Origin of the sequence: Corallococcus sp. EGB, assembly GCF_019968905.1 — a bacterium.
GTDB lineage: Bacteria > Myxococcota > Myxococcia > Myxococcales > Myxococcaceae > Corallococcus.
The window spans coordinates 2215218-2238205 of sequence record NZ_CP079946.1 but is presented as its reverse complement, the minus strand read 5'-3'; the positions used below and the strand labels follow the sequence as shown (position 1 = coordinate 2238205).

Genomic DNA, 22988 nt, shown 5'->3' with positions numbered 1-22988 from the left:
AGCCGCCTGTCTGCCAGTCGAGTGCAAAGCGTGGTGGTGCGGTACAGGAGGAGAGGCCATGCTGGGACGCAAGGTGGCCATCAACGAAGAGCAGATACGGGCGCTCTTGGAGGGCTTGTTCGAGGAGGACCTGCACGCCAAGAGGGTGCTGTCGCTGGCGTACGCGACGTTGGGCGTGGTGCACGCCGCCTCGTTGTCGGCGCACGCCATCGGACAAGCGTTGGCGTGGGCGCGAGGCGGAGTGCAGAAGCACGGAATCAAGCAGGTGGACTGGTTGCTATCCAACGAGGCGGTGGACGTCTGGAAGTTGGCGGCGCGGCGGGTGCCGCACGTGCTGGCCGAGCGCACCGAGGCCCTGGTTGCGCTGGACTGGACGGATTATGAGGCCGAAGACCACACGACGCTGGTGGCCAGCCTCGTCACCACGCATGGACGCACGACACCCCTGCTGTGGGTGACGCTGCAGAAGAGCGCTCTGGCGGGCAACCGGGCCCAGGCGGAGGACGCCGTGCGGCTGCGGCTCAAGGAGTGCGTGCCCGAAGGGGTGAAGGTGACGGTGCTGGCGGACCGGGGCTTCGCGGACCAGCGGTTGTACGCGCTGGTAGCGCAGGCAGGTTTTGAGTACGTGGTGCGCTTTCACAAGGACGTGCGGGTGGAAGCGGCTGGAGGCTCGCAGCAACCGGCGTCCGAATGGATGCCCACAGCGGGCATGCGGAGAAGCTGACGGGCGTGCGCGTGACGGCGGACCGCACGCCGGTGCCGGCGTTGGTGCTGGTGCACCAGCAGGGCATAAAGGAGTCGTGGTGCCTGGCCACCAGTCTGGCCGCGGCCAGCGCGCGTCAGGGGGTGGCCCTCTATGCCCGACGCTTCTCGTGCGAGGAGACGTTCCGGGACGTGAAGGATTTGAGATTCGGCATGGGGCGGTCCGCGGTGCGCGTGAAAAGTCCCGAGCAGCGGGACCGACTGCTGCTGGTGAGCGCCCTGGCGCAAGTCCTGCTGACACTGCTTGGCGCCGCAGGGGGAGAGTCTCGGGATGGAAAAGGGCTTGAAGGCCAACACCGTCAAGACGCGCACCTATTCGCTCTTCCGGCAGGGCTGCATGTATTACCAGGACATTCCCAGGATGAACGAGGAACGACTGCGGCCTCTTATCGAGCGCTTCGCCGAACTTCTCCACTCCCGCCCTGTCTTCAAAGAAGCGCTTGGCTTCATATGAGGGGATGACTCAGGGGTGCGGTGGGACCGCTATCGCGCCATGCGAATCCAGCCGTCAAGACCCCGTGCGAAGGCACTGACGCGTCAGGAGGAAGGGCTGACACGTCAGCGTTCCGATTTGACAGGTCATGGAGGACGCGAAGCACTGCCTCTCATCTCTGAATCCCTCGCAATGCCTCCAGGCGGGACATTGGCATCCCCGCTGCAACCTTCTTCGCCCCATGCGCCGCCACACACCGCGGCACATCTCGCCCCGGGAAGGAGACGTACACCATGCATCACCCCCGTCTGTCCTGCACGCATTGTGGTTGCAACAGTCCCTTGGTGGAGCGGCTTAGCAAGGAACTGCTGGCCAGCAAGCACTTCGACACCGTCACCAAAGTACCCGTGGAGTCTGGTCCGCAGTTACCTCCGAAAGGCCTGTTGATTTACGGGGGCATCATCCGCCCGATGATCGACGGCTCGACTGAGGAGGTGGAGGCCATCGGCTTCCATGAAGGTAAGGTCGTCGCCACCGGCCCGCGAGCGTACGTGGAAGAGCAGATGCAATCGCGCAGCGTCTCGTTTGTCCGGGCCCAACTGAACCCCACCGACACCCTCTTGCCAGGGCTGATTGAGCCGCACGTGCACATTGTCGCCTCGGCAATGATGTCGGAGTTCACCGACATGGGCGCTATCGATGGGCAGTCCCTGAGGCCGGGCTACAACATGCAGTGGCTGACTGATAAAATCCAGGCGGAGGCAGACGCCATCCGCACCGGCCACAATCGGGATTTCTGGGTTCTGGGCCGCGAAGTCGATCCGGCGATGATGCCGTTCATAGAGAAACCGTCGGACCAATTGAGCAAACTGACGCAAATCGATGCCAAAACTCTCGACAATTGTGTCTCCGACATCCCGGTCGTGCTGCTGAGCGCGTCGCTGCACACTGCCTACCTGAACACGGCGGCCCTGAAACTCACCTACGATCACAGTCCGCACTTGCAGAAGGAATACGGCACGTTCCGCAAATGCATGGATCAAACCAAAGGCCTGCTTCAGGAAATCCCAGAGATGCAGGAAGTGCTGAATGCCATTCCCACTCATCAGCATAAAGACATCCAAGAGAAGCTAATACCGAACCTGACTCACCTGTTCGACGCTGCAGCGGAGCGCGGTGTGACCATGCTCTATGATGCGGGTCTGACCGACAAGCAGCTCGAAATCCTGAAGGCCTACCTGAAGGTCTGCCGACCGGGTGTCCGAATTGGCGGTGCACTGGCGGTCGAAACGAAGGACGATGTCGAAAAGCTGGATCCATACAAGGAGGTGGACCACTACGAGGACCTCTATATCGGACACCTCAAGGTGATTTCCGACGGGTCGAACCAAGGCCTGACCGGATACCAGAGCAAACCCTATTGCTGCGAAGCGGTGGACAAGTGCGGCAACTTCAACTACCCCATACCGGGGAAATCGCACCCGGACATCCTCCCTTCTGAGTTCGCTGAGGTGGTCCAGACGGCAGTCAGCAATAACTGGTCGATGATGATCCACGCCAACGGCGACAAGGCCGTGGAGTTCACGACACAGGCTTATGCCGCTGCGCTGAAGACGCTGACGCCGAAGCAACGGAAGGAACGCCGCGACCGGATTGAGCATTGCGCGTTGCTCAGTCCTGACCAGCTGAACACCATGTCCACATGGGGCGTCACCCCCAGCTTCCTGATTGGCCACGTCGGGTACTGGGGCTTCGTCTTCGACAGGGCAATCCTCGGGCAGGAGAAAGCCCAGACCCTCGCCCTGTGCAAGTCGGCGCTGAACAAGGGAATGCGCATCAGCCTGCACTGCGATTACGCCGTCACCCCGCTCGGACCGCTGCGGGAGATGGAGCAGGCGATTACTCGAATCATGGAGGCAGACCCGGCCCTGAATGCCCTGAACGAGGACGAATGCCTGACGCCGGAGCAAGCCCTTCGAGCAATCACCCATGATGCTGCCTGGCATTGCCGGGCCGAGAAATGGTTCGGGTCGCTGAAGTCCGGCCACCATGCAGACTTCGTCATCCTTCAGCAGGACCCACTGACCATGGGGCAGCAGTCGCGTGGGCGAGGCCATGGTAATGGTGGAGAGCAGCCGCCCCTCCGGGAAGCCATCTACCAGCGCATGCGCGCCATCAAGGTGCTGTCGACCTGGAAGGGCGGCGTGCAGGTTTACGCGGCGAAGTCCTGAGCCGAGCTCATCCCCGGCCGGACTGACCTCCGGCCGAAGCCACGGTCCCGAGCAGCTTACCAACCGGTTTCAGCCCTCTGGAGATGCCTCGCAGGGGGTCTCTCGGGGGGCTTTGACTAGAGCGTTTCCGCAAAATAGGTCGAGGACGCCCGGCATTGAGCAGGCATGAGCCGGGGAGAGCTGACCGACGCGCAATGGAAGAGACTGGCCGGCCTGCTGCCACCACAGCGGCCGGCCAGGGGACGCCCCAATAAGGACCATCGCCTGGTACTGGACGGCATCTGCTGGGTGCTGCGCACAGGCGTGCCGTGGCGAGAAGTCCCACGAGAGCGCTTCGGGCGATGGAAGACGCTCAGCAGCCGTTTCTATCGTTGGCAGGAGGCGGGCATCTGGGCGCGATTCCTGCGTCAGTTGCAGGCCGAGGCGCATGAGGACGGGCGGCTGGATTGGACGCTGCACTATGTCGACGCCAGCGTGGTGCGAGCGCACCAGCATGCGGCAGGTGCTCGGGGGACACCGAGAAAAGGGGAGAGGCCGAAGCGCTCGGGCGCAGCCAGGGAGGCTTCTCGACCAAGCTCCACGTCCGGGCCGAGGGCCAAGGTCGCCCTCTCGTCTTTGCACTGACGGCGGGCCAGCGGCATGAGACGCAAGCCTTCCCGGCGTTGATGGCGGGCGGATGCGTCCCGCGTGCGCGTACGCCGGGGGCGCCGCGCCGACTGCCGGATGCCCTCGTGGGAGATAGGGGCTACAGCTACAACAGCCTGCGCGACTGGTGCCGTGAACACCGGGTGCAGGCGGTCATCCCCACTCGTGCCAACCAGCCGCGCCTTCGCTCCTTCCGCCATGCGGCCTACCGCAAGCGCTGCCGCGTGGAGTGCCTCTTCAATCGCTTGAAGCAGAACCGGCGGGTGGCGACGCGCTACGAGAAGCGCGCCGCCAACCACCTGGCGATGGTCCTCATCGCCTCCATCCGCCTCTGGCTCTAGTTTGCGGACACACGCAAGCTGTGCCTTCCCCCTTGAGGAGGACATATGGAGGGCGCATTGACACGTCGATAGCGGACGCTGACGCGTCAATTCCCCCAGGGCCCACCAGCCCGCCTCCGTCGTGCCCCTCGCGGACAGGCACTTGGCGCACACCGCGCCAAGTGCCTCGTCCACGGGTGTCATCGTCTGGCCGCGCCCCGCTATGACTTCGTCGTAGCGCCCGAGGAGGCGGCGGCGTGCTTCTCGCTGACCTCTCGCATGTATTGCTCCGCGTCGGCGCGCGTCCGTATCGCTCGCACCCGGGCGAGAATCTCCGGCCGCTGCGCAGGTGGCGACAGTTCCAGGTCGGTGCGCAACACGAGGTGCAAGAAGCCAGGCAGATGACCTTCGGTCACCACATCGGTCGGCTCCAGGAGCTTGCCTGGCTTCGCCTCCTGTCGAGGCGGGGGCGCGAGGCGCTTCGGATCCGGCAGGACATCCGGGCAGTCCGACCTGGGCTCGGACAACGTGGCGAGCGACAGCAGGTTGTTCGCGTTCGTGTCACGCAGCGTCATGTGCTTCAGGCCAAAGGCGGCCGCGACCGTCGCCGGCACCGAGGCGTGGTCGTACAGTCGATGGTCAATGACATTCTTGGGGATCCACGGCGAGATGACGACGGCGGGGACCCGGACACCGTATTGATTGAAGGGGAACCCGTACCTGGTGACGGCCGAGGGCATCAGCCGCGTGTCACCGGGCTTCGGTGCCGATGGCGGCGTCACATGGTCATAGAAGCCGCCATGCTCGTCCCAGGTGACGATGAGCAGGCTCTCCTCCCAAACAGGCGATTGGCGAATGAACTCGTAGACCTTCTTGATGAGTGCCTCACCATTCAGGACGTCGTCTCGCGGATGCTGCGAATTGCCATTCGCGTAGGAGTCATCCCACACTTTTCCATACGTCGGCTCGATGAAGGTGTATTGGGCGACCCGACGCGCATGGAGGTCCGGCTTGAGGTCCTTAAAGTGGCGGACCTCCGAGGTACGAACACCGGCGCAGGCTTTCGCGATGCAAATCAGGGGGTCCCCCGTGTAGATCACCGAATCGAGGTTCGGAGTGGTGAGGAGCGAGCCGTTCTCGAACCTGAAGCCACCATCCAGGTGCTTTTCCCATTCAAGGGTCTCCTCGAGGTTGGGGCTGTGGTCGAGTCCGCCGGCCGTCGCCGCGTTCACGAAGAACCGGTTGGGCCAGGTGGGGCCTGGAAGGGAGGAGAACCACTGGTCGCAGACGGCGAACTCCCGGGCGAGCGCGTTGAGCACCGGAAGCTGCTCAGGGGCATAGCACTTCATGACCTCGCCCGGGTCATACGACCCATCCTTGAAATTCGCCGCCCTCGCCGCGGCGACATAGCTCTCGACGAAGCCCGACATCTTGATTTCGGGATAATGCATGACGGGCTCGTCCTGCGGCGTCAAGTCACGCCCCGTGAGCTGTAGGAACACGTCCGGGAAGTCGTGATGGGGCCCCACGGGCATCACGTAGTCCGCGGGGCTGCTCACCGGATACCGGACTTTATCGAAGGTGTTGAACTCGTTTCCGGTCAGGCCGTTGAGCAGCGTTTGCTGGCCGGTCTCCGCGTCAGTGCCCGAGATACCCGAGAACCCCAACATATGGTCGAACGAACGATTCTCCATCATCAGGACGAAAATGTATCGAATGGGCGCAGCCATGCGGGGACTCCTCGCCAAGGTCTCCCATCGAATTGCCATTTCCACCAAGACACGTCAACACCACACCAATCCAGCTCCCTTACCTTCCGACTGACGCGTCAGGAACTGCGCCTGACACGTCAATGATGCCGTTTGACACGTCAAAACCAAAGGCCCTCCACATTCCCCTCCGCCGGGCGCGGCATGAGGCCTGCAATACACGGTCCCCTACCCACCACCTGGGGTTCCATCATGCGAACCAAGTACCCGCGCGTCTTCGATCACGTCCTCGTGATCATGCTTGAGAACCAATACCGCAGCTACGTGATGCAGAACCCCTACTTCAAGAAGCTGGCGCAGCAGGGCATCTGTCTGAGCAATGCATTTGGTGTCATGCATCCATCGCAGACCAACTACATCGCGTCGATTGCGGGGGAGCTCTGCAACGTGACGTTCGACCTCGCGCCCCCTCCGCTCCCTCAACGGACCATCATCGATCTCATCGAGGAGTCTCCCCAGGGGCTGACGTGGAAGGCGTACATGCAGGGCTACGACCCGCAGGGCACGCCGTGGTCGTCCACGCTCAAGCCGCTGGATGCCTACCCCTACGTCATCAAGCACAACCCGTTCTCGTCCTTCGCGAACATCCAGGAGAGCAGCGCTCGCTGGGCGCGCATCCAGGGGGAGGAAGCCTTCTGGGAGGATATCGAGCGCGGCGCCCTGCCGAACTACGCCTGGTTCACACCCAACATGTGGAATGACGGCCACTACACGCAGGGTACGAAGGAGGAGCCGGAGGACCGCGCTCCCGCGCTGGTCGACCAGACCGCGAAGTGGCTCGAGTCCTTCCTGGGAGACCTGCGCTTCCCCGGACCGGGCTCGCGCCTGCCTCCGCGAACGCTCGTGGTCATCACCTTCGACGAGGCGGACTTCAAGAAGTCCTACGAGAAGAAAACCTACGACCAGGGGAACGTGGACGTGCTCGTCTATGACGGGCCCAATCAAATCTACACCGTGCTGCTGGGAGACATGCTCCAGCCGGGCGAGCAGCCCGAGGCATACAACCACTACAGCCTCCTACGCACCATCGAGGAGAACTTCCAGTTGGGGACCCTGGAGAAGAATGACGCCTCCAGCAACTGGTTCCAGTTCCTCTGGGGCAGACATTTCTGGTGGGAGGATGCGCCCCCCACGCCCGTCTCCGAGGCGGCCCACTTTGCGCTCGCGGAGTTCGCGGGGGTGCTCCATCTCGTGTACGCGAACCAGCAAGGGGAGCTGCGCGCCCGCATATCTGAGGCATCCCGCTGGTCGGCGGAGCGCTCCCTCGGTGTCACGGGAGGTGGAGCGCTGGCCCTCGCGGCCACCGCGGAGCGGCTGGTGCTCGCCTACGAGACGCGCGACGGCACCGTCAACTCCCTCTCCTATCAGGTCGGCTCCGGCTGGTCCTCGAGTCCCACACAGGTCGCCACCAGAGCGCGTGGCGCGCTGGCGCTCGCGGCCCTCTCGGACGGAAAGCGCCTCATGCTGGCCTATCGGACCGAGGAGGGAGCGATTCAGTCGCGCATCCACCAGCAAGGGGCGTGGGGAGAAGAGGTTCGGGTACCTGGAGCCTCCACCGAGGGGCCCTTGACGCTGGGCGTCCTGGGGCCGTCGCTCTACCTCATCTGCAGGCCCACGGGCGAGAACACCTTGTCTGTAGTCTCATACAATACCGCCCCCTTCAACGTGGTCCGCACGCCCCCCGTCGAGCAGCTTCCGGGGGTGGATGAGAACACGACTCGCGACACCTGGTCCCCCAGTCAGTTCCCTGTCGCCGCCTTCACCCGCCATCCCGGCAAGGACAGCGGTGCCGAGCCGGAGCCTTGGAACAGGCCCTACAAGGCGGGCAATCCCCTTGCCATCGCAGAGCTGGCGGGAGTGCTCCACCTCGTCCACCCGGTGAGCTCCCAATTCTCGCTCATGACGGAGACCTTCTCCCTCAGTGGAATCATGACACCCGCGAAGCCCGTGGAGTACAACACCACGGACTACGCCTCCTTCAACGATGGCTTCGGCACCCTCGCGCAGGCCGGCTGGAGTCCGCAAACCCCCATTCCCGGGACGCACTGCGCGCCTGGCGGGGGGCTCGCAATGGCGCGCGTGGGCGATGAGCTCATTCTCGCGTTCCAGCCGGAAGCAGGAGGAGGAATCCACCTTCGCAAAGGCCGGTACCACTTGCTTCCGGTTTGACCTCGCTTCGCCAAGCTATCCAGGAGCACAAGGAGTGAAGTTCGCGGAGACTCAATCGGGCTCCGAACTTTCCGGACCTCACCTAATACTACTTGATCAGATGCGTGACGGCCCTCGAGGAGGCGCGCGAGCGCCGAGCCTGTGGAGGCACAGCGGACAATGGCCGAGGCGGCGCAGCAGCAAAGCACTGCTGCAGCCGCTGGCGCATCGCCTCGATTTCGCCCGCGTCTTCCATCAGCCGGGCCGCCATCGGCTCGATGCTTTTGCGCTCCCCATCCAGCAGCAGGCCCGTGACGTAAACCTCCATGGCCCGCCGTCTCTCCAGCCGCCCCATGCCGGCGACCATCTCTTCAAGATAGGCGCTCAGCATAGGCGCTCAGCGCCTCGTCCAGCTTCTTGAGTTGCCCGGGTGTCATCCCGACCGTAGATGACACCGACCACCTGGATTCAAGTGACCGGGTAGCACCAGGGAGCTGTCGACGCTGCCAGTGCTGCAATGCGCTCGGACAGGTCCTCTTCATGGGCGCGACTTGCTTCTGCCTTCTGCCGCGCCTCTTCGATGGAGGCCGCCGTCGCAGCCTTCTGGCGCGAACTCTCGTTCCCGTTGCTGATGGCTCCGAAAACGACAATGACAGAAGCAATTGCGCCAATAACGGCAGCGCTGCGGTGCTGGGAGTCCTTCTTCCTGAAAATTGCGATGGCCCCCGCGAGGGCGCCCACCCCCAACACCGCTCCAGGGTATCCAAGCCTCATGACCCAGCCCATGAAGGCCAGCACGAAGCAGGAGCCAACGAGAATGGCCGGGACGATCATCACCTTCGACGGCGGCGACTGCGGAGGCGGAGGAGCCGACGGCAGGGGGTGATGCTTGGCTGAGCGGCAGGCGCAACGGGAACCCGCGCGCAGCACCGCGTAGGCTCCCAGCCATTCCCGCGACGCTGAAACAACGCACGCGAGCTCAGAGGAATGTCCCCCACGGCTGCCCTGCTCGACGTACCTCGCGCCCTTTCACAGCGTCGACACGAAAGCCGTCCAACCTCACGGGCGCACCGCGCGAGCGCCGACTCTCAAAACTCAACCTGCATCACGTCTCCACAAGAGCGTATATGTCTTTCGCAACGAGCAACGCCCCTCCCCATCTGAGGCATCCCCTCAACTGAATCAGATAAGCCCGAAGGCATCGCGAAACACGGCGTTTTCGTGTACCCACTGCCCCAAGCGCTCCACCAGCGGGCGCAGCCGCTCGTCGCTCAAGCCCCCATTCGACAGCAGTCGGTCCACATGCTTCACGGAATGCTTGGAGGCGACATCCGTGCCCCGTGCCAGTCAGCCAGTGCCTGGCAATGCCGCGATTTTCGAGTCCGTGCCGGGGGACCGTGGTTAGCCCGCGGAGCTTCAGGCCAGCAGCGGATTCCTCACGTGCCAACGCCCGGGGCATCGGAGCCCGAGGCGTCAAGCAGGCCCGGTATATTCCAGCGCGTTCAGCGGGGAAGGAGCACCACGGCCTCGCGCACGTTGCGGTAAATGGCCATGCCGCTGTTCTGCTTATAGTTGAAGACGGTGCCGTTTCGCACGATGCCCATGTCGCTCCCATACGGCGACCTGCCGTACTGCCAGCCGTGCCGGGTCTGGAACACCACGGCCCCCTCGGGAATCTGTCCGTTTTGTGCGGCCCGCTGAAACGCAGCCCCCGTCAGCACGTGTGCCTCCACACGTCCGGCGGGGCTGTCGATGGTCCGCACGGACGAACCAGGGATCGCCGCCGACTGCCAATGGTTGCTTCGGAGCATCTGCACCATCGTCCCCCGCGAGTGGTTGCCGTCGCCGCCGCTATTGGACGGTAGGCCCCTCATGCCCGCACGCTCGAGGTTTGCGCGCGTGGTTCTAACGCATGATTTGTTGGCCCCGGCGCGTAGAGGCGTCGCGTTGATAGCGTCCAGCCTGGGGTTACCCGACGAGAATGTGTCCCGGGTCCCACGTGAAGCCGCCGCCGCTCCCGCTGTGCTCGGTGCACGAGTGGTGCGTGATGCCCCTGGGGCCCGGACGGTGCCCGATTCGAAGGTATCTCGCGCATGAAGCGGCAGGCGCTGGGGGGCCGCTGCAGGTCGGGCCTGCGTCGTCGGACGTTGGCGGAGGGAAGCCTGAGGGGGGACTGACGGTCGGGCCTGCGGCAGTGGCTGCTCTCGCGGGGCTGATGGACCTGGCCGAAGGCGGGGGCCGCTGTTGCTGGAAACGCGTTTCGTCATGCTGAGTGCCTCGACGGGAAGTTGGTGAGCCGATTATCGAGGTTGCCGGGAGATGGTTGCGGAAATGCTGCGACATACAGACACGAACGAACTTCGTTCCGTGCATGACTCATTGCATCGAAAGGTCGCGGTTATTGACAATGTGGGTTCGCGCAGCCTCCCTCAGCAGCCGGGCGCCGGAGGGAGGTTCCTCCGGCTGAACCAGCGGACGCGGTGGAGGGAATCCGCGTCGGCACATCTCGCTAGGGGCTGCCCCTGATTAGCGCAGCCAGAGAAGCATGGATGCGACGTGCAGGACGGCGAGGTAGCTGGTCGCCGTCTTGTCATAGCGGGTGGCGACAGCACGAAAGCGCTTGAGGTCGTGGAAGAAGCACTCCACCCGGTATCGCAGCCGATACAGGGTGCGGTCTAACGGCAGCGCCCGCTTGCGGCTCGGGTTCGAATGGGTAACAGGCTTCATCCTGAGCTTTCGAACGTTGGCGCGAATGCGGTCGGCGTCATAGCCGGTATCCGCGATGAAAGCGGCGCCCTCGGCGTGCACCAGAAGTTCTTCGGCCATTGTGGACTCGTGCTGCTGGCCGGGCGTCAGCGCGACATGGAGCGGCTTACCTCCCGTCGTCGTGACGGCGTGAACTTTCGTTGAAAAACCTCCTCGAGAACGCCCCAAAGCATTGCTTCGGATCCCCCTTTTCCGCCCGCGGCGTCCTGATGCGCCCGGACGACCGATGCGTCAGCAAGGGAGCCAAGCTCATCTACGTCGAGCCGCAGCGCCTTGAAGATGGCTTCCCATCGCCCAGTCTTCGCCCAGCGGTGGAAGCGGTTGTAGACCGTCTTCCAATGACCGAACCGCTCGGGCAAGTCCCGCCACTGCACCCCGGTCTTCACACGCCACACCACTGCGTTGATGAAGTCACGGTCCCCTCGCTTCGAGCGAGGGCCGCTCCTGGCGCCAAGCAGGGGTTCGATGCGGCTCCACTCGGCATCACTCAGTTCATGTCGGCGCACAGCCCGCGTTGATCATACTTGGCCCCAGCTAGCAATTCGGACTCGGGGCCCAGCCCCAACGTGCCGGAGCACCGGCCCGTCGGGTCGATTCGTGAACACGAGCTCAGGGACAGCCCCTAGCTCCCGTGGAAGCGAAGGCGGCCGGAGTCCGCCTAACGGCAACTCTTGTCGAGCACGTACCCAACGTACGTGGAGGTGTTCGCACTATCCACCACGAGTCCGCGGAGGAAGCCACTTGCGCCACAGCCGAAGGAGTACTCGGGCAGGTTGCCCACTTTGCAGCTAGTGTCCCCCCCGCCCACCTTGGGAATCGCCGTGAGTTTCCCTGTCTTGAGATTCCTGCACGACAGCACAATCGTCGACAGGTTGAACTCACTGCACCATGGTTGATTCTGCGCGCTCTTTGCCCAGCCGTTGATTCCGGTGACCTTCTGAACGACTTCTCCCGGCGCACAGTCCTGGGTAAAGAGGTTGCCGCCCACGCCGCCAATCGAGGGGGCGCTTGTGGTTGCACCGATGATTTGTCCGGAGTCGAAGCGGGCACAGCGCATCCCAAGCGCATCCAACCATTCGCCTGCTCGCCCGTGGATTCCGACCGCCACCTCGTCCTCCCCGCAAGTGAGTAATTGGACAGTGTCGTTCTTCACGCACTTCGTCCCCGCGCCGTCTCGCAGATACCCGGGCTTGCACGTCCAAGGACAGGTGGCCTGAGCAGCCGTTGGGCTCGTATAGTCCGCGTTCGCCGGAGCATTCGTGCAGACATTGCGGGCATTGGAGTTCGCGGGCGACCAATACCCAATACCGACGTCAACACAGACTCCGTTGGAGAGGTACTGGCCCGCGCCACAGAGGAACGGCACACAGAAGCGAGGACTGGTCGACTCGTCACACATCAACCCCGCGGCGCAGTCTTTCTGCTGGAGACACACCTTTCCTTGAGAACAAGGACCACAGGGCCCCCCGCAGTCCACATCAGACTCATCCCAGTTCTTCTCCCCGTTATCGCACTGCGAGGGAAGGCAGATCTGACCGAGCAGGGCGGTTTGAGCACAATACATGTGATAGCTGTCCTGCCTCAGCACACAGTCGGAGTTCTGCTTGCACTTCTTGCCGCTCCCGCAGCGTGCACAGACGGGACCGCCGCAATCCACGTCCGTCTCGTCACCGGATTTCGTGCGGTCCTTGCAATAGCTCGGGACACAGAAGGTGCCGTCGCTCACCCCGGACGCGCAATCTGCCCCCACCGCGCATCGCGCTCCATTCTTGCACTTCTCGCAGACTTTTCCACCACAGTCGACACCACTCTCGTCAGCGTCCCGGACGCCTGATACGCAGTGATTCTGGACACAACTTCCAAACTCCACGCCGCCCTTCGTCTCCTTCCCGCAGTACCCGGATGCGCAATCCTCGGGACGGCTGCAGCCCTGCTCGTTCCCACAGGGCTTGCATTTCGCGCCGCCGCAGTCGATTCCCGTTTCGTCTCCGTCCACGACGCCACTGGCGCAGTGGTCCGCGGCTGAGCACTTGCCCGCGTTGCAATACCCGAGCGCGCAGTCCGAGTTGACCGAGCAGTTCTTGCCCGCAGCGCAAGCGCCGCAGGAACCGCCGCCACAGTCCACCCCCGTCTCACGCCCATCTCGTTTCCCGTTGCCACACGTGTCCGCGCAGAAGCCCAGGCCATCATTCAGGCTGAACTTCTTGTTCTCCACGAGGGGAAACTGATGGGTGGCGACCTCGATGGGGCCAATGTCCCATCCCAAGCCTACCCCGGAGGACTTCGCAAAGCTGGTTCCCGGGGGCTGGACCCGCCCGCCCACCTGGACACCGAGATTGGCGTCGAGCCCCAGGGTGATGTCCGCCTTCGCCTTGTTCCCCTCGCAGCGTGACGCATACTTCGCGCTGGCCACCAGTGACGCGCGGACACCGGCATTCACCCCGAGGGCGTCGTACACGTACACATTCAGGCGGGGGATGAGCCCGCAGACGACCACCAGGCTGCCTTCGCCAGTCACCGTGACAACGGTGTTCTTCGCATTGGTGAACACAGGCTCGTCGTTCTTCAACGCTCCGTTTTCGTAGCTGGCCGCAAACTTGAAGGTCGCGTTCTGCTCATACGTCACATTCGCCTTGATGCCCGCCTTCGCCTCGAATCCACACTCGAGGTCCACCTGGAGGGTCTGGGTAAAAACGACCGGCACGGGCCCGACAAGGACGGTCTGCACGGCTGGCTTCGTAACGAGGATGTTGCGCTTCCAGCCTCCCGCGGGCCGCATGTCCGGATTGCCCAGGTACTTCTGCTTCGCCTCGGCGAGGGCGTCCTCGGCGAACTTCGTTCTCTCCGCGAGCTTCTTCGCGAGTTCGTTGCCCTCCAGCGTGCCCACGGATGCGACCTTCGCATTCAGAATGGCCTTGAGGTCGAGCTTGAGCCTGGCATTGCTGTCCACGTTCAGCGTCATTCGGGTCGAGTCGCGCCCCCCAAAAACACCGGGCACGTGCACTTCCACCTGCGCGCCTGGGTTGAAGGTGTACTCCACTGCCGCGCTTCCACTGCCCGAAATGGAGAGCGTGTACGGAGTCTTACCTGCCTCGTTGAAGGTCTTCTTGTATTCCTTGAGCGTGAACAAGGGGCTGGAGTAGTTGTTCTTGATTTCGGGTTTGATTTCCAATCCCTTGGTGATTCCCTCGACCGTCACGGCCTTCCAGACGTCCACCGCCGCGTCAGCCACCGCCTTGGCGGCTCCGCCTATAACCTCGCCCACCAACTTGATTGCGTTCCAGATTGAGCCCAGGAAGGGGTCTCCCGGCTGGCTCGGGTCCCACTCCTCCTCGACTTCGGGTAAGGGCTCGTCGTCGGGATTACCCTCGACGCTGGGGGACATCACATTCGCATCGACGTACAGGTGGCTGGCGGCCCATTCGAGGTCGAGCTTCGAGATATCCACGGTCTCCATGTTCGAGTAGTCGAACGTAAGCCGCAGCTCCCCCGAAACGATGTCCTCGAGGGCCGCGGCCTCCGTCTCCACGACGAGGGTGTCATCCACCTCGGTGACGGAGACGACCCTCCGGGCGAAGCCCAGGGGATTCGCGCCCGGGCCGTCACTCGGTGCCGACACCACGACCTTGCCGGCTTCCCACTCCAACACCTCGGGGTTCTCCGCCTTCGGGAAGATGAGCGCGTCTGGCCGGACGACGACGGTGCGCGCCTGCGTCTCCGTGACGACCTCCACCCAGGGCTGGGGTTGGAGGTTGTTGTAGTCGGGCTCGAACTGGGGCTCCCACACGACGCTGTCGAGGTCCTCGTGAGGGCTCTCCGCAGTGAATTCCGCCGGAGTGTCATCCTCGGGGAGCGTCTCCGCGCACGACCCAGTCAACAGGAGACAGGCGAGCAACGCCAGTGCCGGGGGCCGACAGCCATTCGTCCAGGGACGCCTCGAACGCCTTCGCTTGAACATGGGGACTCCGGGGGGAAAACTTTTCAGGGCCCAGCAAGCGCCGTTCCACAGCCAACCGCAGCGACTTCCCTCTCTAAAGGGGGCATGAAGAACGGGGTTGACGTGTCACGGACACAGCGTTGACGTGTCAATGGCGCGGACATGGCCGCCTCGTCCCCTTCCAGAATCCGGCCGCTGAGTCCTGGGGACGTCAAGGCGGCATTCGGTAGCGCGTCAATGCGGGAGAGCGGGGCGCTAAGCCATCAGGTGTAGCGCCTTGCGTCCCCTTCGTTGGCGAGCAGGAGACATCACGCGTCGGATGCATCCTGGGCGGAGCCGCGGCTCCAGGAGGTGGATAACCGTAGAATGGAAGTCCTCCCGCCGCGGCGTCAGCATGCGATGGAAGGACGCCTCTCATGAGGATGACAGCGGAGGAGTTCGGCGAAGCGCTCCTCCTTCAGCGCGGCGGGTGCCGACTCACGCGTGGCCTACTCATATGTGTCCTGCGCCAGCGAGTCCGCCCCGTGCCCTTCCCTGCCATCAGGTGGTAGAAGCCCATCGGCGCACCCTCGGTGAGGTCACTTCCGCGGAGGGCCAGTCGGGCATGGCCGCCACCACGTCTCCTGTTCTTCACACGCTCGGAATCATCCTGGTGACGACGCACGTGCTGGCGGCGCCCCCTCCGGCGGCCCCCTCACCTCGCGCGCTCGTCTTCGCCCGGAATCCCATCCGGACGCCCCTCCCCAGTGAACAACCGCTCCCGCTCCCTCCCACCAGAGGACGCCTGGCGCATCCCTGGCTCGAGGTCATGTCCTGTGTCATCCCCGAGGCCCGGCCCCCCTTCACCGAGGACGCGCGCTTCCCGCCAGAGCGCGTCTGCTCGCTCCAGGCCACCGCCCGGCCCGACTCGCGGGGCGACTTCACCGCGAGGCCCCGCCAGCCCCCTGACGAGGCCGCGCCGGAGGCCTTCGCGGAAGCCTCGCTGTTCTTCCACGCGGCCACGACCCTCCACTACTTCCGTACCCTGGGATGGGAGCGTCCCTGGCCCGAGGGAAAGCCGCCGCTCCGCCTCGTGGCGAATGTGCGGATGCCCTCGCGGGACGGGAAGTCTCTTGTGCCCTGGGGGGACGCGCTCTACGTCCCCGCCCACGAGGCGGGCGCGCCCGAAACCATTTGGTTCGGGCACGGCCCCAGCGTGAATATCGCCCATGACGGAGACACCATCGCGCACGAGGTGACCCATGCGCTCCTGGAGCCCTTCCTTCCCCGGAGCCCGTGGCGGCTCGATGCCTTCGGGGCCGATGGCTCGCCTGGCGCCATCGACGAGGGGCTCGCCGACTATTTCGCCGCTGCTATCTCGGGAGACCCGTTCATCGGCGAGCATGCCGTACGAGACGCCGAGCCCTGGCGCTCGCGAAACATCCACACCCTGACCCGATGCCCCGAGGCGCTCGTGGGCCAGCGCCACGTGGACTCCCTCCTCCTGTCCTCCGCGCTCTGGGCCCTCCGGGAGCCCTCGCCCCCTTCCCAGCAGGCGGCCCTGGACCGCGCCGTGCTCATCACACTCCAGTCCTTCCACCCGACCTCGGCGCTGTCCCTTGAGCGCTTCCTGGCGGCCCTCGTCACCACGCTTTCCCGCGAGCACCCCGAGCTCGTCGGTCCCGCCCGCGAGACCTTCTCCTATCGGGGCCTGCTTCCCGCCTGCCCGCGCGTGCGCGCATTGGAGCCGGAAGAAAGCCTGGGTGGAAGCAGCGGAGCCTTCGTCGCTCCGGGAGGGCGTACCCTCGGCGTGCAGGGGCTGGCGCCCGGCTTGCTCCAGTTCCACGTCCGGGTCCCTCCGGGGACCACGGCCCTGTCCTTGCGCTTCAGGAGTGGCGCCCCGCGGCCTCCTCGGGACCTGGAGGTGACGCCATTCCACCCCGTGGTCCTCGTCAGGCGCCACCAGCCCCTCCAGTGGCACCCTGACGGCTCCCGCAACCACGCCAGCGCGGACATCACCCTGGACCTCCCGCCTGGGACGTCGAAGAGCGCACGCATTGAGACGGAGGGCGCCTCGGACGTCTTCCTCCAGGTCGCCAACGCGGGAGAGCTGGATGGCTGGTACGACCACCTCTCCGTCACGTTCGAGAGCGCCGCTCCCTCGCCAGGGGCCACGCCCGAGCCAGCGCCTCGCCCCCCCTCCTCCTGCTGGGGTGGGCTGGGAGGCGCGGGCGCCGGGCTGGGCCTCTGGCTCTGGTGGAGACAGAGACGACCGGAGGGAGCCTAGCCACAGCGCAGGTCGAGCAGGTAGCCAACGCACGTCGAGGTGTTCGCACTATCCACCACGACGCCGCAGACAAGGACCTCGCTGCCGCATTTGAAGGAGTACGTCGACCTCCGAAGATTGCAGGACGAACCGCCGCCCACCGCAGTCAGCGAGTCAACCCCACCTGTCTTCAGGTTCCTGCACAACTCCTGTACCTCCCCCAAATTCGGTCGCTGCGTCATGAGTCCATCAAGGCCACAGATGGTAGCGCGCCATGGAAAGTAAGCGATGCGCGCGCGGCAGAGGCGTCAACCTCGCTGACATAAGGGGCCTCTCCTACAACGATGGCTTCGGCACCCTCTCGCAGGCGGGCTGGAGTCCGCAGGCCCCCATTCCCGGGACACACTGCGCGCCTGGCGGGGTGCTCGCCATGGCGCGCGTGGGTGATGAGCTCATTCTCGCGTTCCAGCCGGAAGCAGGAGCAGCAATCTACCTCCGCAAGGGCCGATACCACGTGCATCCGGTTTGTGCGCGCGGCGGCTTCATTCATTGGCCGTGAGTCGGGGCAATCAGCCCCCGACTCACGGCGCCCATCCAGCGGGACGGCAGCTCCGTATCCGCCGGACGGAAGCTCAGCACCCTCAGATGTTGATGCTCTGGGGGATGGCCGAGGGGATGAAGTAGGGATAGGGGAAGAGGCGCGTCGTGTTGCGCTGCTGGATGAGGGCACCGATGCGCCCCAGGTCCTCCTGGAAGACCTTCAGGTGGCCCTGCACGTGCCGGTTCTTGAACCACGTGGGTGCGTAATCACCGAGCTTCGTATGGTGCACAGAGCCAAGCAGGGCGAGGATGTCCATCTGCTGGGCGGCCATGTCCATCGGCGGGTACTGGTCGAGTCCCATGTTGAGCGCGGCCTCGGCGCGGGTGGTGGGCGCGGAGCGGTAGGCAGCGCCGGGCGCGATAGGCACGAACGTCATGACCCCAGTCTGGGCGAAGTTCACCGCCGCGTGCTGTGCGCTGCCCGTGAAGATGACCATGGTGAGCGCCTGGATGAGGTAGTCCACCGTGGTCAGCTTGCCCGGGATGCCGTCCTCACCGAAGCCCTTCACTCGGCCGCCATCCTTCGCGGCCACCTCGGCACTCCACTTCTGGAGCGCGACGTCCTCGGTCACCGCTGAGTCCGTGCTGTAGTAGACGCCCACGTACGCGCGCACCCAGTTCTCGATGGCGCCCCACAGCAGCCGTGCATCATCACGGTAGGGGTAGTCCAGACCGGGCTCGGTCATCCCACGCTGCCGCAGGGCGTGGGGCAGCATGCCCTGGTTGAAGTCGAATGACGCATCCTCCAGCAGCGACTCCACCGCGACCGTCCGGCTGGACTGGATGGTGCCACCCAGCATCTGATCCACCTTCCCACCCGGCGCGATGAGCTTCTCCGCCGCGGACTGGTTGATGCTCAGCGTGCCCTCGAAGTGCGGCCGCAAGAGCAGGCTCACCGGGTGGTCATCCGGAAGATTGCGATGGGTGGCGACCACGAAGGGCTCCACGAGCAGGTGCGTGTGCGCCAGATGCGAGATGAGCTCGTGGTGGTTCACGTCCGCCACGGAGACGACCGTCTTGGCCTGCATCCAGGCCTCGCCGTCCGCAGGAGTGAAGAGCGGGTAGGCGCTCGCGTCCTGGCCGCAGCGGATGCCCAGGGGACGCAGCCGGCGAAGACCACTGCCCGCGGGCAGGCCGAAGAGGGCACGGGGCGCGAAGCAGTACTTGGGGCCGTCCGGGAAGTTGCCGTTCGTGACCCGGGCGAGCGCATGGTAGTCCGCGAGATACAACCGTCCCTCGCCGAGCGCGAGCTGGACCGTGTCATCCTCGCCGAGCACGGCGCGCAGGGACGCGTCCGTCAGCCCGAGCGTGTCCTCCAGCACGCGGGCCTTGCGTAGCACGAGCGGGTTGAAGCCCGCTACGCGCAGCCAGGCGAAGGTCGCGTCCTCCTCGTAGCTCGGTGCCACCGCGGGCAGAGGGAGGGTGGTGAAGAGATTGAAGTAGTCGAGCATCGAGCTTGGCCGGCCTGTGGGTTTGCTCGTAATGGCCTCCATCACCAGCTTGAACACGTCGAACACGCTGCCCAGCTCGTGGTTGAAGGCCTTGCGGGCCAGGAGCGCGGCCTTCGCGGCCAGTTCGGCGGCCTCGCCGAACTCGTGGAACTCGCCGAACAGGTTGCCCGCCATCGTCGAAGACGGGGGAAGAGCCTTGATGTGGCTGAGTTCCATCCGCCCCACGCCGACATGGGACAGGTCCACGCTCAACGACGGGGTGGTGGGCGCCGCGCCCCCGTGCGTGCGCTGCTCCTGCTCGTGAATCCAATGCAGGCGGTTGTTCGCGATGTGGAGGAGCTGCACGATGACCTGCCCCCACCACTCCAGCGAGGGACGCTGACTCGCCGGGACGTCCTGGGCCAGCGCGAGCGGGGCGACGTAGGTGTAGTTGTATTGATACTCAGACGTGGCTGAATCACCGCGAGACGATGCGGCTTGCGCGGAGGCCGAGGATTCACTGCGCGACGACACGATTGGCGTGGTGGACATTGTCACTTTCCATGGAATAGCGGAGCCATTTGACCTGCGATCCGCGCCGCACGCCTCTGCAAAGCCAATACCAGCCATCTCCATACAGAGGCATTCCTACTCGCCGGGTATGTCGGGGGCTCCACGTGCCTGCAGGCCGGTCGCGCGAGCTGCTCCCTCGCCAAGGAAAGGTCATCCATGGACTTGCCCAGGTGGCTGAGCATGTTCAGAGCGAAGAGCGGGAGGGGCCGCAGGAGAACGTCGGTCGGCGGGCCGCTCGCACCTCCATCAGAGAATGGACTTGAGACTGGAAGCGCTGCCCTACAGCATCGCCGCGCCGTAGGGCTTCCCTGCGCATGCTCCAGAGCGGAGGGGTAGGAATTGCCGTCTGACCTGAGACATATGATGGGAACAGGCATGACGCGTCATGATGCGTCGCTGACGTGTCAATGGCGGGTGGGCATGTTCCGCTGCAGTGGACACCAACGAAGAGGCGGATACGGTGTCCGACATGGTGGAAGTGAAGAAGGAGCGCCGTCCCCGGCGCAGCTACACGGAAGAGTTCAAGGCCGGGGCTGTCCGGCTGGTACTGGAGGAAGGGAAGACGGTCTCCCAGGTGGCCAGGGACCTCGACCTGACGCTGTCGGCGTTGAGGACCTGGGTCGAGCAGGCTCGGGCGGATAGCGGTAAGGGGAAGCCCGGGGCGCTGACGAGCGCGGAGCGGCAAGAGCTCACGAAGCTGCGCAAGCAGGTGCGCGAGCTGGAGATGGAGCGGACGCTGCTAAAAAAATGGGTGGCCTACACCGCGAAGGAGAACGGGTGAAGTTCGAGTTCATCCGTGCGCAGCAGGCCCACTTCTCCATCAGCTTGCTGTGCCGACTGCTGGGGGTGTCTCGCTCCGGCTTCTACGCGTGGAGAAGCAGGCCACCGAGCTCTCGGAAAAGAGTGGATGAGCGATTGAAGGTGCTGGTCCGCGGAGCACATACGTTGGGGCGTCGGGCCTATGGCAGCCCTCGGATTCATCGGGCCTTGCGCAACCAGGGCGTCCACGTCAGTCGCAAGCGCGTCATCCGCCTCATGCAGGAGGAGCGCCTGGTGGGCCGAGCCCGTCGGCGCTACCGCTGCACGGCAGAGGGCGCGCCCGGGCAGCCGGTCGCCGCAAACCTGCTTGAGCGGCCCTTCACCGCGCAGCGGCCCAATCAGCGCTGGGTGGGCGACACCACGGAGCTCACCACGCCCGACGGCAAGCTCTCCCTGGCGGCCATCATCGACCTGTACTCGCGCTTCGTCGTGGGCTGGGCTCTCAGCGCGATGAACACGCGCCACCTGGTGCTCCAGGCCCTGGACATGGCGCTGCGCAGGCGGTGTCCACCCGAGGGGCTCCTTCACCACTCCGATCAGGGCAGCACCTACGCCAGTGAGGACTCCCAGCGTGTCCTGGCGCGGCACGGCATCCGCCGCAGCATGAGCCGCCGAGGGAATTGCTACGACAACGCCGCGATGGAGAGCAGGTTCAGTACTCTCAAGAACGAGTTGGGGGAGTTCTTCGAGAGCGCCAGCAGCGCGAGGGTCAAGCTCTTTGATTCCATCGAGGTCTTCTACAACCAGCAGCGCATGCACTCGGCAATCGGCTACGCTGCGCCGGCCGAGTTCGAAAGGGCAGCGGCTTAGTCAACCTGTCCACGAAAGCGGATCACGCCCACCGGCGCAGGAAGGGAGCGCCCAGGCTCCGCACGTCCTCCTCGCGCCGCAGTCCTCCTCCGGCTCCGTCAGGTCATCGTGAGCCGCATCAGAGCTCGCGACACCCGACTCAGGGGTGCGCACCAACGATGAGGTCGATGCCCCTGGCAGCCTCGGCGCGCAGCACCTTGGCGTGCACGGTCTGGCCCACACGCTCCGGAGGCAACTGCGCGACCAGGTCAGCCACCTCTCGCAATGGCTGCCCCTCGAGCGTGAGCAGCGTATCACCCGTTTGAAGCCCCGCCTTCTCGGCCGGGCCATCCGGATCCACGCTCGCGACCTTGAGGCCGCGCTGGGTGCCATGGGCCTTCGCAAGCCTCTCCGGCAGCCGGACGGGGAGGGCCCCCATCCCGAGGTAGCCGCTCGGCTCTTGTGCGGGCGCCTTCGTGGATGTGGCCTCGGTGCTGGGCGGCGACTTCTTCACCCCTGGCTTCGCTGCCCCTCGAGCGACCTCGCGCGTTGTGTCCTTCATCGCCTTGCGCGCGCCGCTCGCAACCTCACCGCCCTCGCGCGCTGCGCCCCGGGTCGCCTCTGCGAACGCGCGTGTTGCACCCTGCGCCCTCTTGGTGACCTCGTCGAAGGCGCGTGTTGCGTCCTGGGCGCCCTCGGCGACGTCTCGCGCCACTTTCTTCGCCCTCACCGCGGGCTCTCGCGGCTCTCTCTCCTTCACGTCGCGCTTGCGTGGCGCCCCCTGCTTCGGCCCTCCAGCCTTCTGCAGGCGCAGGCGCGTCGCGGCCGGTGGCCGACCCACTCCACCACCATGGGTCGACATGGATATGCCTTCGCGCAATCGCTCCTTGAAGCCCTCGGCCACTCCTCCCTGCTTCGGCGCTCCACCCGCTCCACCCCTCAGCAACCGCTGACGTGCGGCGGCTGGGGGCCGCCCCACTCCACCATGGGTCGCCAGGAACATGCTCTCGCGCAATCGTTCCCGGAAGGTCTCGGCCCCGCCCTTCTTGCCCCCCTTCTCCGCCATCTTACGAAGCAGCCGCCCGGCGAGCAGTCCAATGCCCAGCAGCCCGAGGAAGGAGCTCCCCGGCCTCTCCTGCAGCTTTTTTTGCGCGTCGCGGAGCCACTCCTCCATCGACCCTTCCTGGAGATAGAGGGTGGTGTCCTGGAGAACGCGGCTTACCCCCTCGAGCACGGGCCGCGTCAGCACGGTCGGCAACCGCCTGGCCGCGACCGTGAGGAGCCTCGCTCCGGACTGCGCAACGTTGGCGATGAGCGCCTCGCGCTGCGAGTGGAACCGTTCCATTTCCTGCGCCTGTACATCCTGGGGGAGCGTCTCTTGCTGAACGCGCTTGCGCGTGTTCCCCCCGTTTCCAATTCCTTTGACCGAGGCCATGGGTGCTCACACCGCTGACGCACACACGTGCCGGACGCGCATGCGTTGTCCGTAGAAAACGTAGACACGACAGGCGGCGAAGTTCA

At 64.9% G+C, this 22988-nt stretch carries 10 protein-coding genes and 4 pseudogenes; 6 read left to right on the top strand and 8 right to left on the bottom strand.

The window, feature by feature from the left end; genetic code table 11:
- Positions 1 to 58 precede the first annotated feature (58 nt).
- The 3 genes and pseudogenes from KYK13_RS09360 to KYK13_RS09350 all read left to right on the top strand — a co-directional run bounded on the left by KYK13_RS09360 (position 59) and on the right by KYK13_RS09350 (position 4412).
- A pseudogene (locus tag KYK13_RS09360) lies at positions 59 to 1216 on the top strand (IS4 family transposase).
- Positions 1217 to 1488: 272 nt separating this feature from the next.
- Complete coding sequence (locus tag KYK13_RS09355; RefSeq protein WP_223643728.1) at positions 1489 to 3426, top strand: amidohydrolase; 1938 nt, start codon at positions 1489 to 1491, stop codon at positions 3424 to 3426.
- 165 nt (positions 3427 to 3591) lie between these two features.
- A pseudogene (locus KYK13_RS09350) lies at positions 3592 to 4412 on the top strand (IS5 family transposase).
- A 200-nt stretch (positions 4413 to 4612) separates the two neighbouring features.
- Here KYK13_RS09350 and KYK13_RS09345 read toward each other — a convergent pair.
- Complete coding sequence (locus KYK13_RS09345; protein WP_223643727.1) at positions 4613 to 6121, bottom strand: alkaline phosphatase family protein; 1509 nt, start codon at positions 6119 to 6121, stop codon at positions 4613 to 4615.
- Positions 6122 to 6352: 231 nt separating this feature from the next.
- Here KYK13_RS09345 and KYK13_RS09340 point away from each other — a divergent pair, with 231 nt between their 5' ends.
- Complete coding sequence (locus tag KYK13_RS09340) at positions 6353 to 8329, top strand: alkaline phosphatase family protein (protein ID WP_223643726.1); 1977 nt, start codon at positions 6353 to 6355, stop codon at positions 8327 to 8329.
- A gap of 226 nt (positions 8330 to 8555) precedes the next feature.
- Here KYK13_RS09340 and KYK13_RS39250 read toward each other — a convergent pair.
- The 5 genes and pseudogenes from KYK13_RS39250 to KYK13_RS09315 form a co-directional block, all read right to left on the bottom strand.
- Positions 8556 to 8675: pseudogene (locus KYK13_RS39250) on the bottom strand (transposase); the annotation flags it as partial.
- Between the two features lie 101 nt (positions 8676 to 8776).
- Positions 8777 to 9142, bottom strand: coding sequence for a hypothetical protein (locus tag KYK13_RS09330; RefSeq protein WP_223643724.1), 366 nt, complete (start codon positions 9140 to 9142; stop codon positions 8777 to 8779).
- Between the two features lie 668 nt (positions 9143 to 9810).
- Entirely contained in the window at positions 9811 to 10128 is a 318-nt protein-coding gene (locus KYK13_RS09325) for a hypothetical protein (protein ID WP_223643723.1), read from the bottom strand.
- Positions 10129 to 10834: 706 nt separating this feature from the next.
- Positions 10835 to 11553, bottom strand: a pseudogene (locus KYK13_RS09320) (IS5 family transposase); the annotation flags it as partial.
- A gap of 179 nt (positions 11554 to 11732) precedes the next feature.
- Entirely contained in the window at positions 11733 to 14969 is a 3237-nt protein-coding gene (locus KYK13_RS09315; RefSeq protein WP_223643722.1) for a hypothetical protein, read from the bottom strand.
- Positions 14970 to 15819: 850 nt separating this feature from the next.
- On the opposite strand from KYK13_RS09315, the gene KYK13_RS09310 reads away from it, so the two are divergent.
- Positions 15820 to 17277, top strand: a complete 1458-nt coding sequence (locus tag KYK13_RS09310; RefSeq protein WP_223643721.1) for a hypothetical protein — start codon at positions 15820 to 15822, stop codon at positions 17275 to 17277.
- Between the two features lie 620 nt (positions 17278 to 17897).
- On the opposite strand, the gene KYK13_RS09305 is transcribed toward KYK13_RS09310, so the two are convergent.
- Positions 17898 to 19838: a lipoxygenase family protein gene (locus tag KYK13_RS09305; RefSeq protein ID WP_223643720.1), complete on the bottom strand. Its 1941-nt coding sequence runs from the start codon at positions 19836 to 19838 to the stop codon at positions 17898 to 17900.
- 490 nt (positions 19839 to 20328) lie between these two features.
- On the opposite strand from KYK13_RS09305, the gene KYK13_RS09300 reads away from it, so the two are divergent.
- Positions 20329 to 21488 (top strand): IS3 family transposase gene (locus tag KYK13_RS09300; RefSeq protein ID WP_223646566.1). Its coding sequence is split into 2 segments (ribosomal slippage): positions 20329 to 20608 and positions 20608 to 21488, totalling 1161 coding nucleotides; the frame shifts between segments, so codons are not numbered across the junction.
- Positions 21489 to 21627: 139 nt separating this feature from the next.
- Here KYK13_RS09300 and KYK13_RS09295 read toward each other — a convergent pair.
- Positions 21628 to 22902, bottom strand: a complete 1275-nt coding sequence (locus tag KYK13_RS09295) for a PDZ domain-containing protein (protein WP_223643719.1) — start codon at positions 22900 to 22902, stop codon at positions 21628 to 21630.
- Positions 22903 to 22988 lie beyond the last annotated feature (86 nt).

Bases quoted from the DNA above. Each gene is read 5' to 3' on its own strand.
- KYK13_RS09330 (WP_223643724.1), bottom strand. From the start codon at position 9,142: ATGATCGTCCCGGCCATTCTCGTTGGCTCCTGCTTCGTGCTGGCCTTC.
- KYK13_RS09340 (WP_223643726.1), top strand. From the start codon at position 6,353: ATGCGAACCAAGTACCCGCGCGTCTTCGATCACGTCCTCGTGATCATG.
- KYK13_RS09325 (WP_223643723.1), bottom strand. From the start codon at position 10,128: ATGGTGCAGATGCTCCGAAGCAACCATTGGCAGTCGGCGGCGATCCCT.
- KYK13_RS09305 (WP_223643720.1), bottom strand. From the start codon at position 19,838: ATGTCCACCACGCCAATCGTGTCGTCGCGCAGTGAATCCTCGGCCTCC.
- KYK13_RS09355 (WP_223643728.1), top strand. From the start codon at position 1,489: ATGCATCACCCCCGTCTGTCCTGCACGCATTGTGGTTGCAACAGTCCC.
- KYK13_RS09295 (WP_223643719.1), bottom strand. From the start codon at position 22,902: ATGGCCTCGGTCAAAGGAATTGGAAACGGGGGGAACACGCGCAAGCGC.
- KYK13_RS09310 (WP_223643721.1), top strand. From the start codon at position 15,820: ATGTCCTGTGTCATCCCCGAGGCCCGGCCCCCCTTCACCGAGGACGCG.
- KYK13_RS09345 (WP_223643727.1), bottom strand. From the start codon at position 6,121: ATGGCTGCGCCCATTCGATACATTTTCGTCCTGATGATGGAGAATCGT.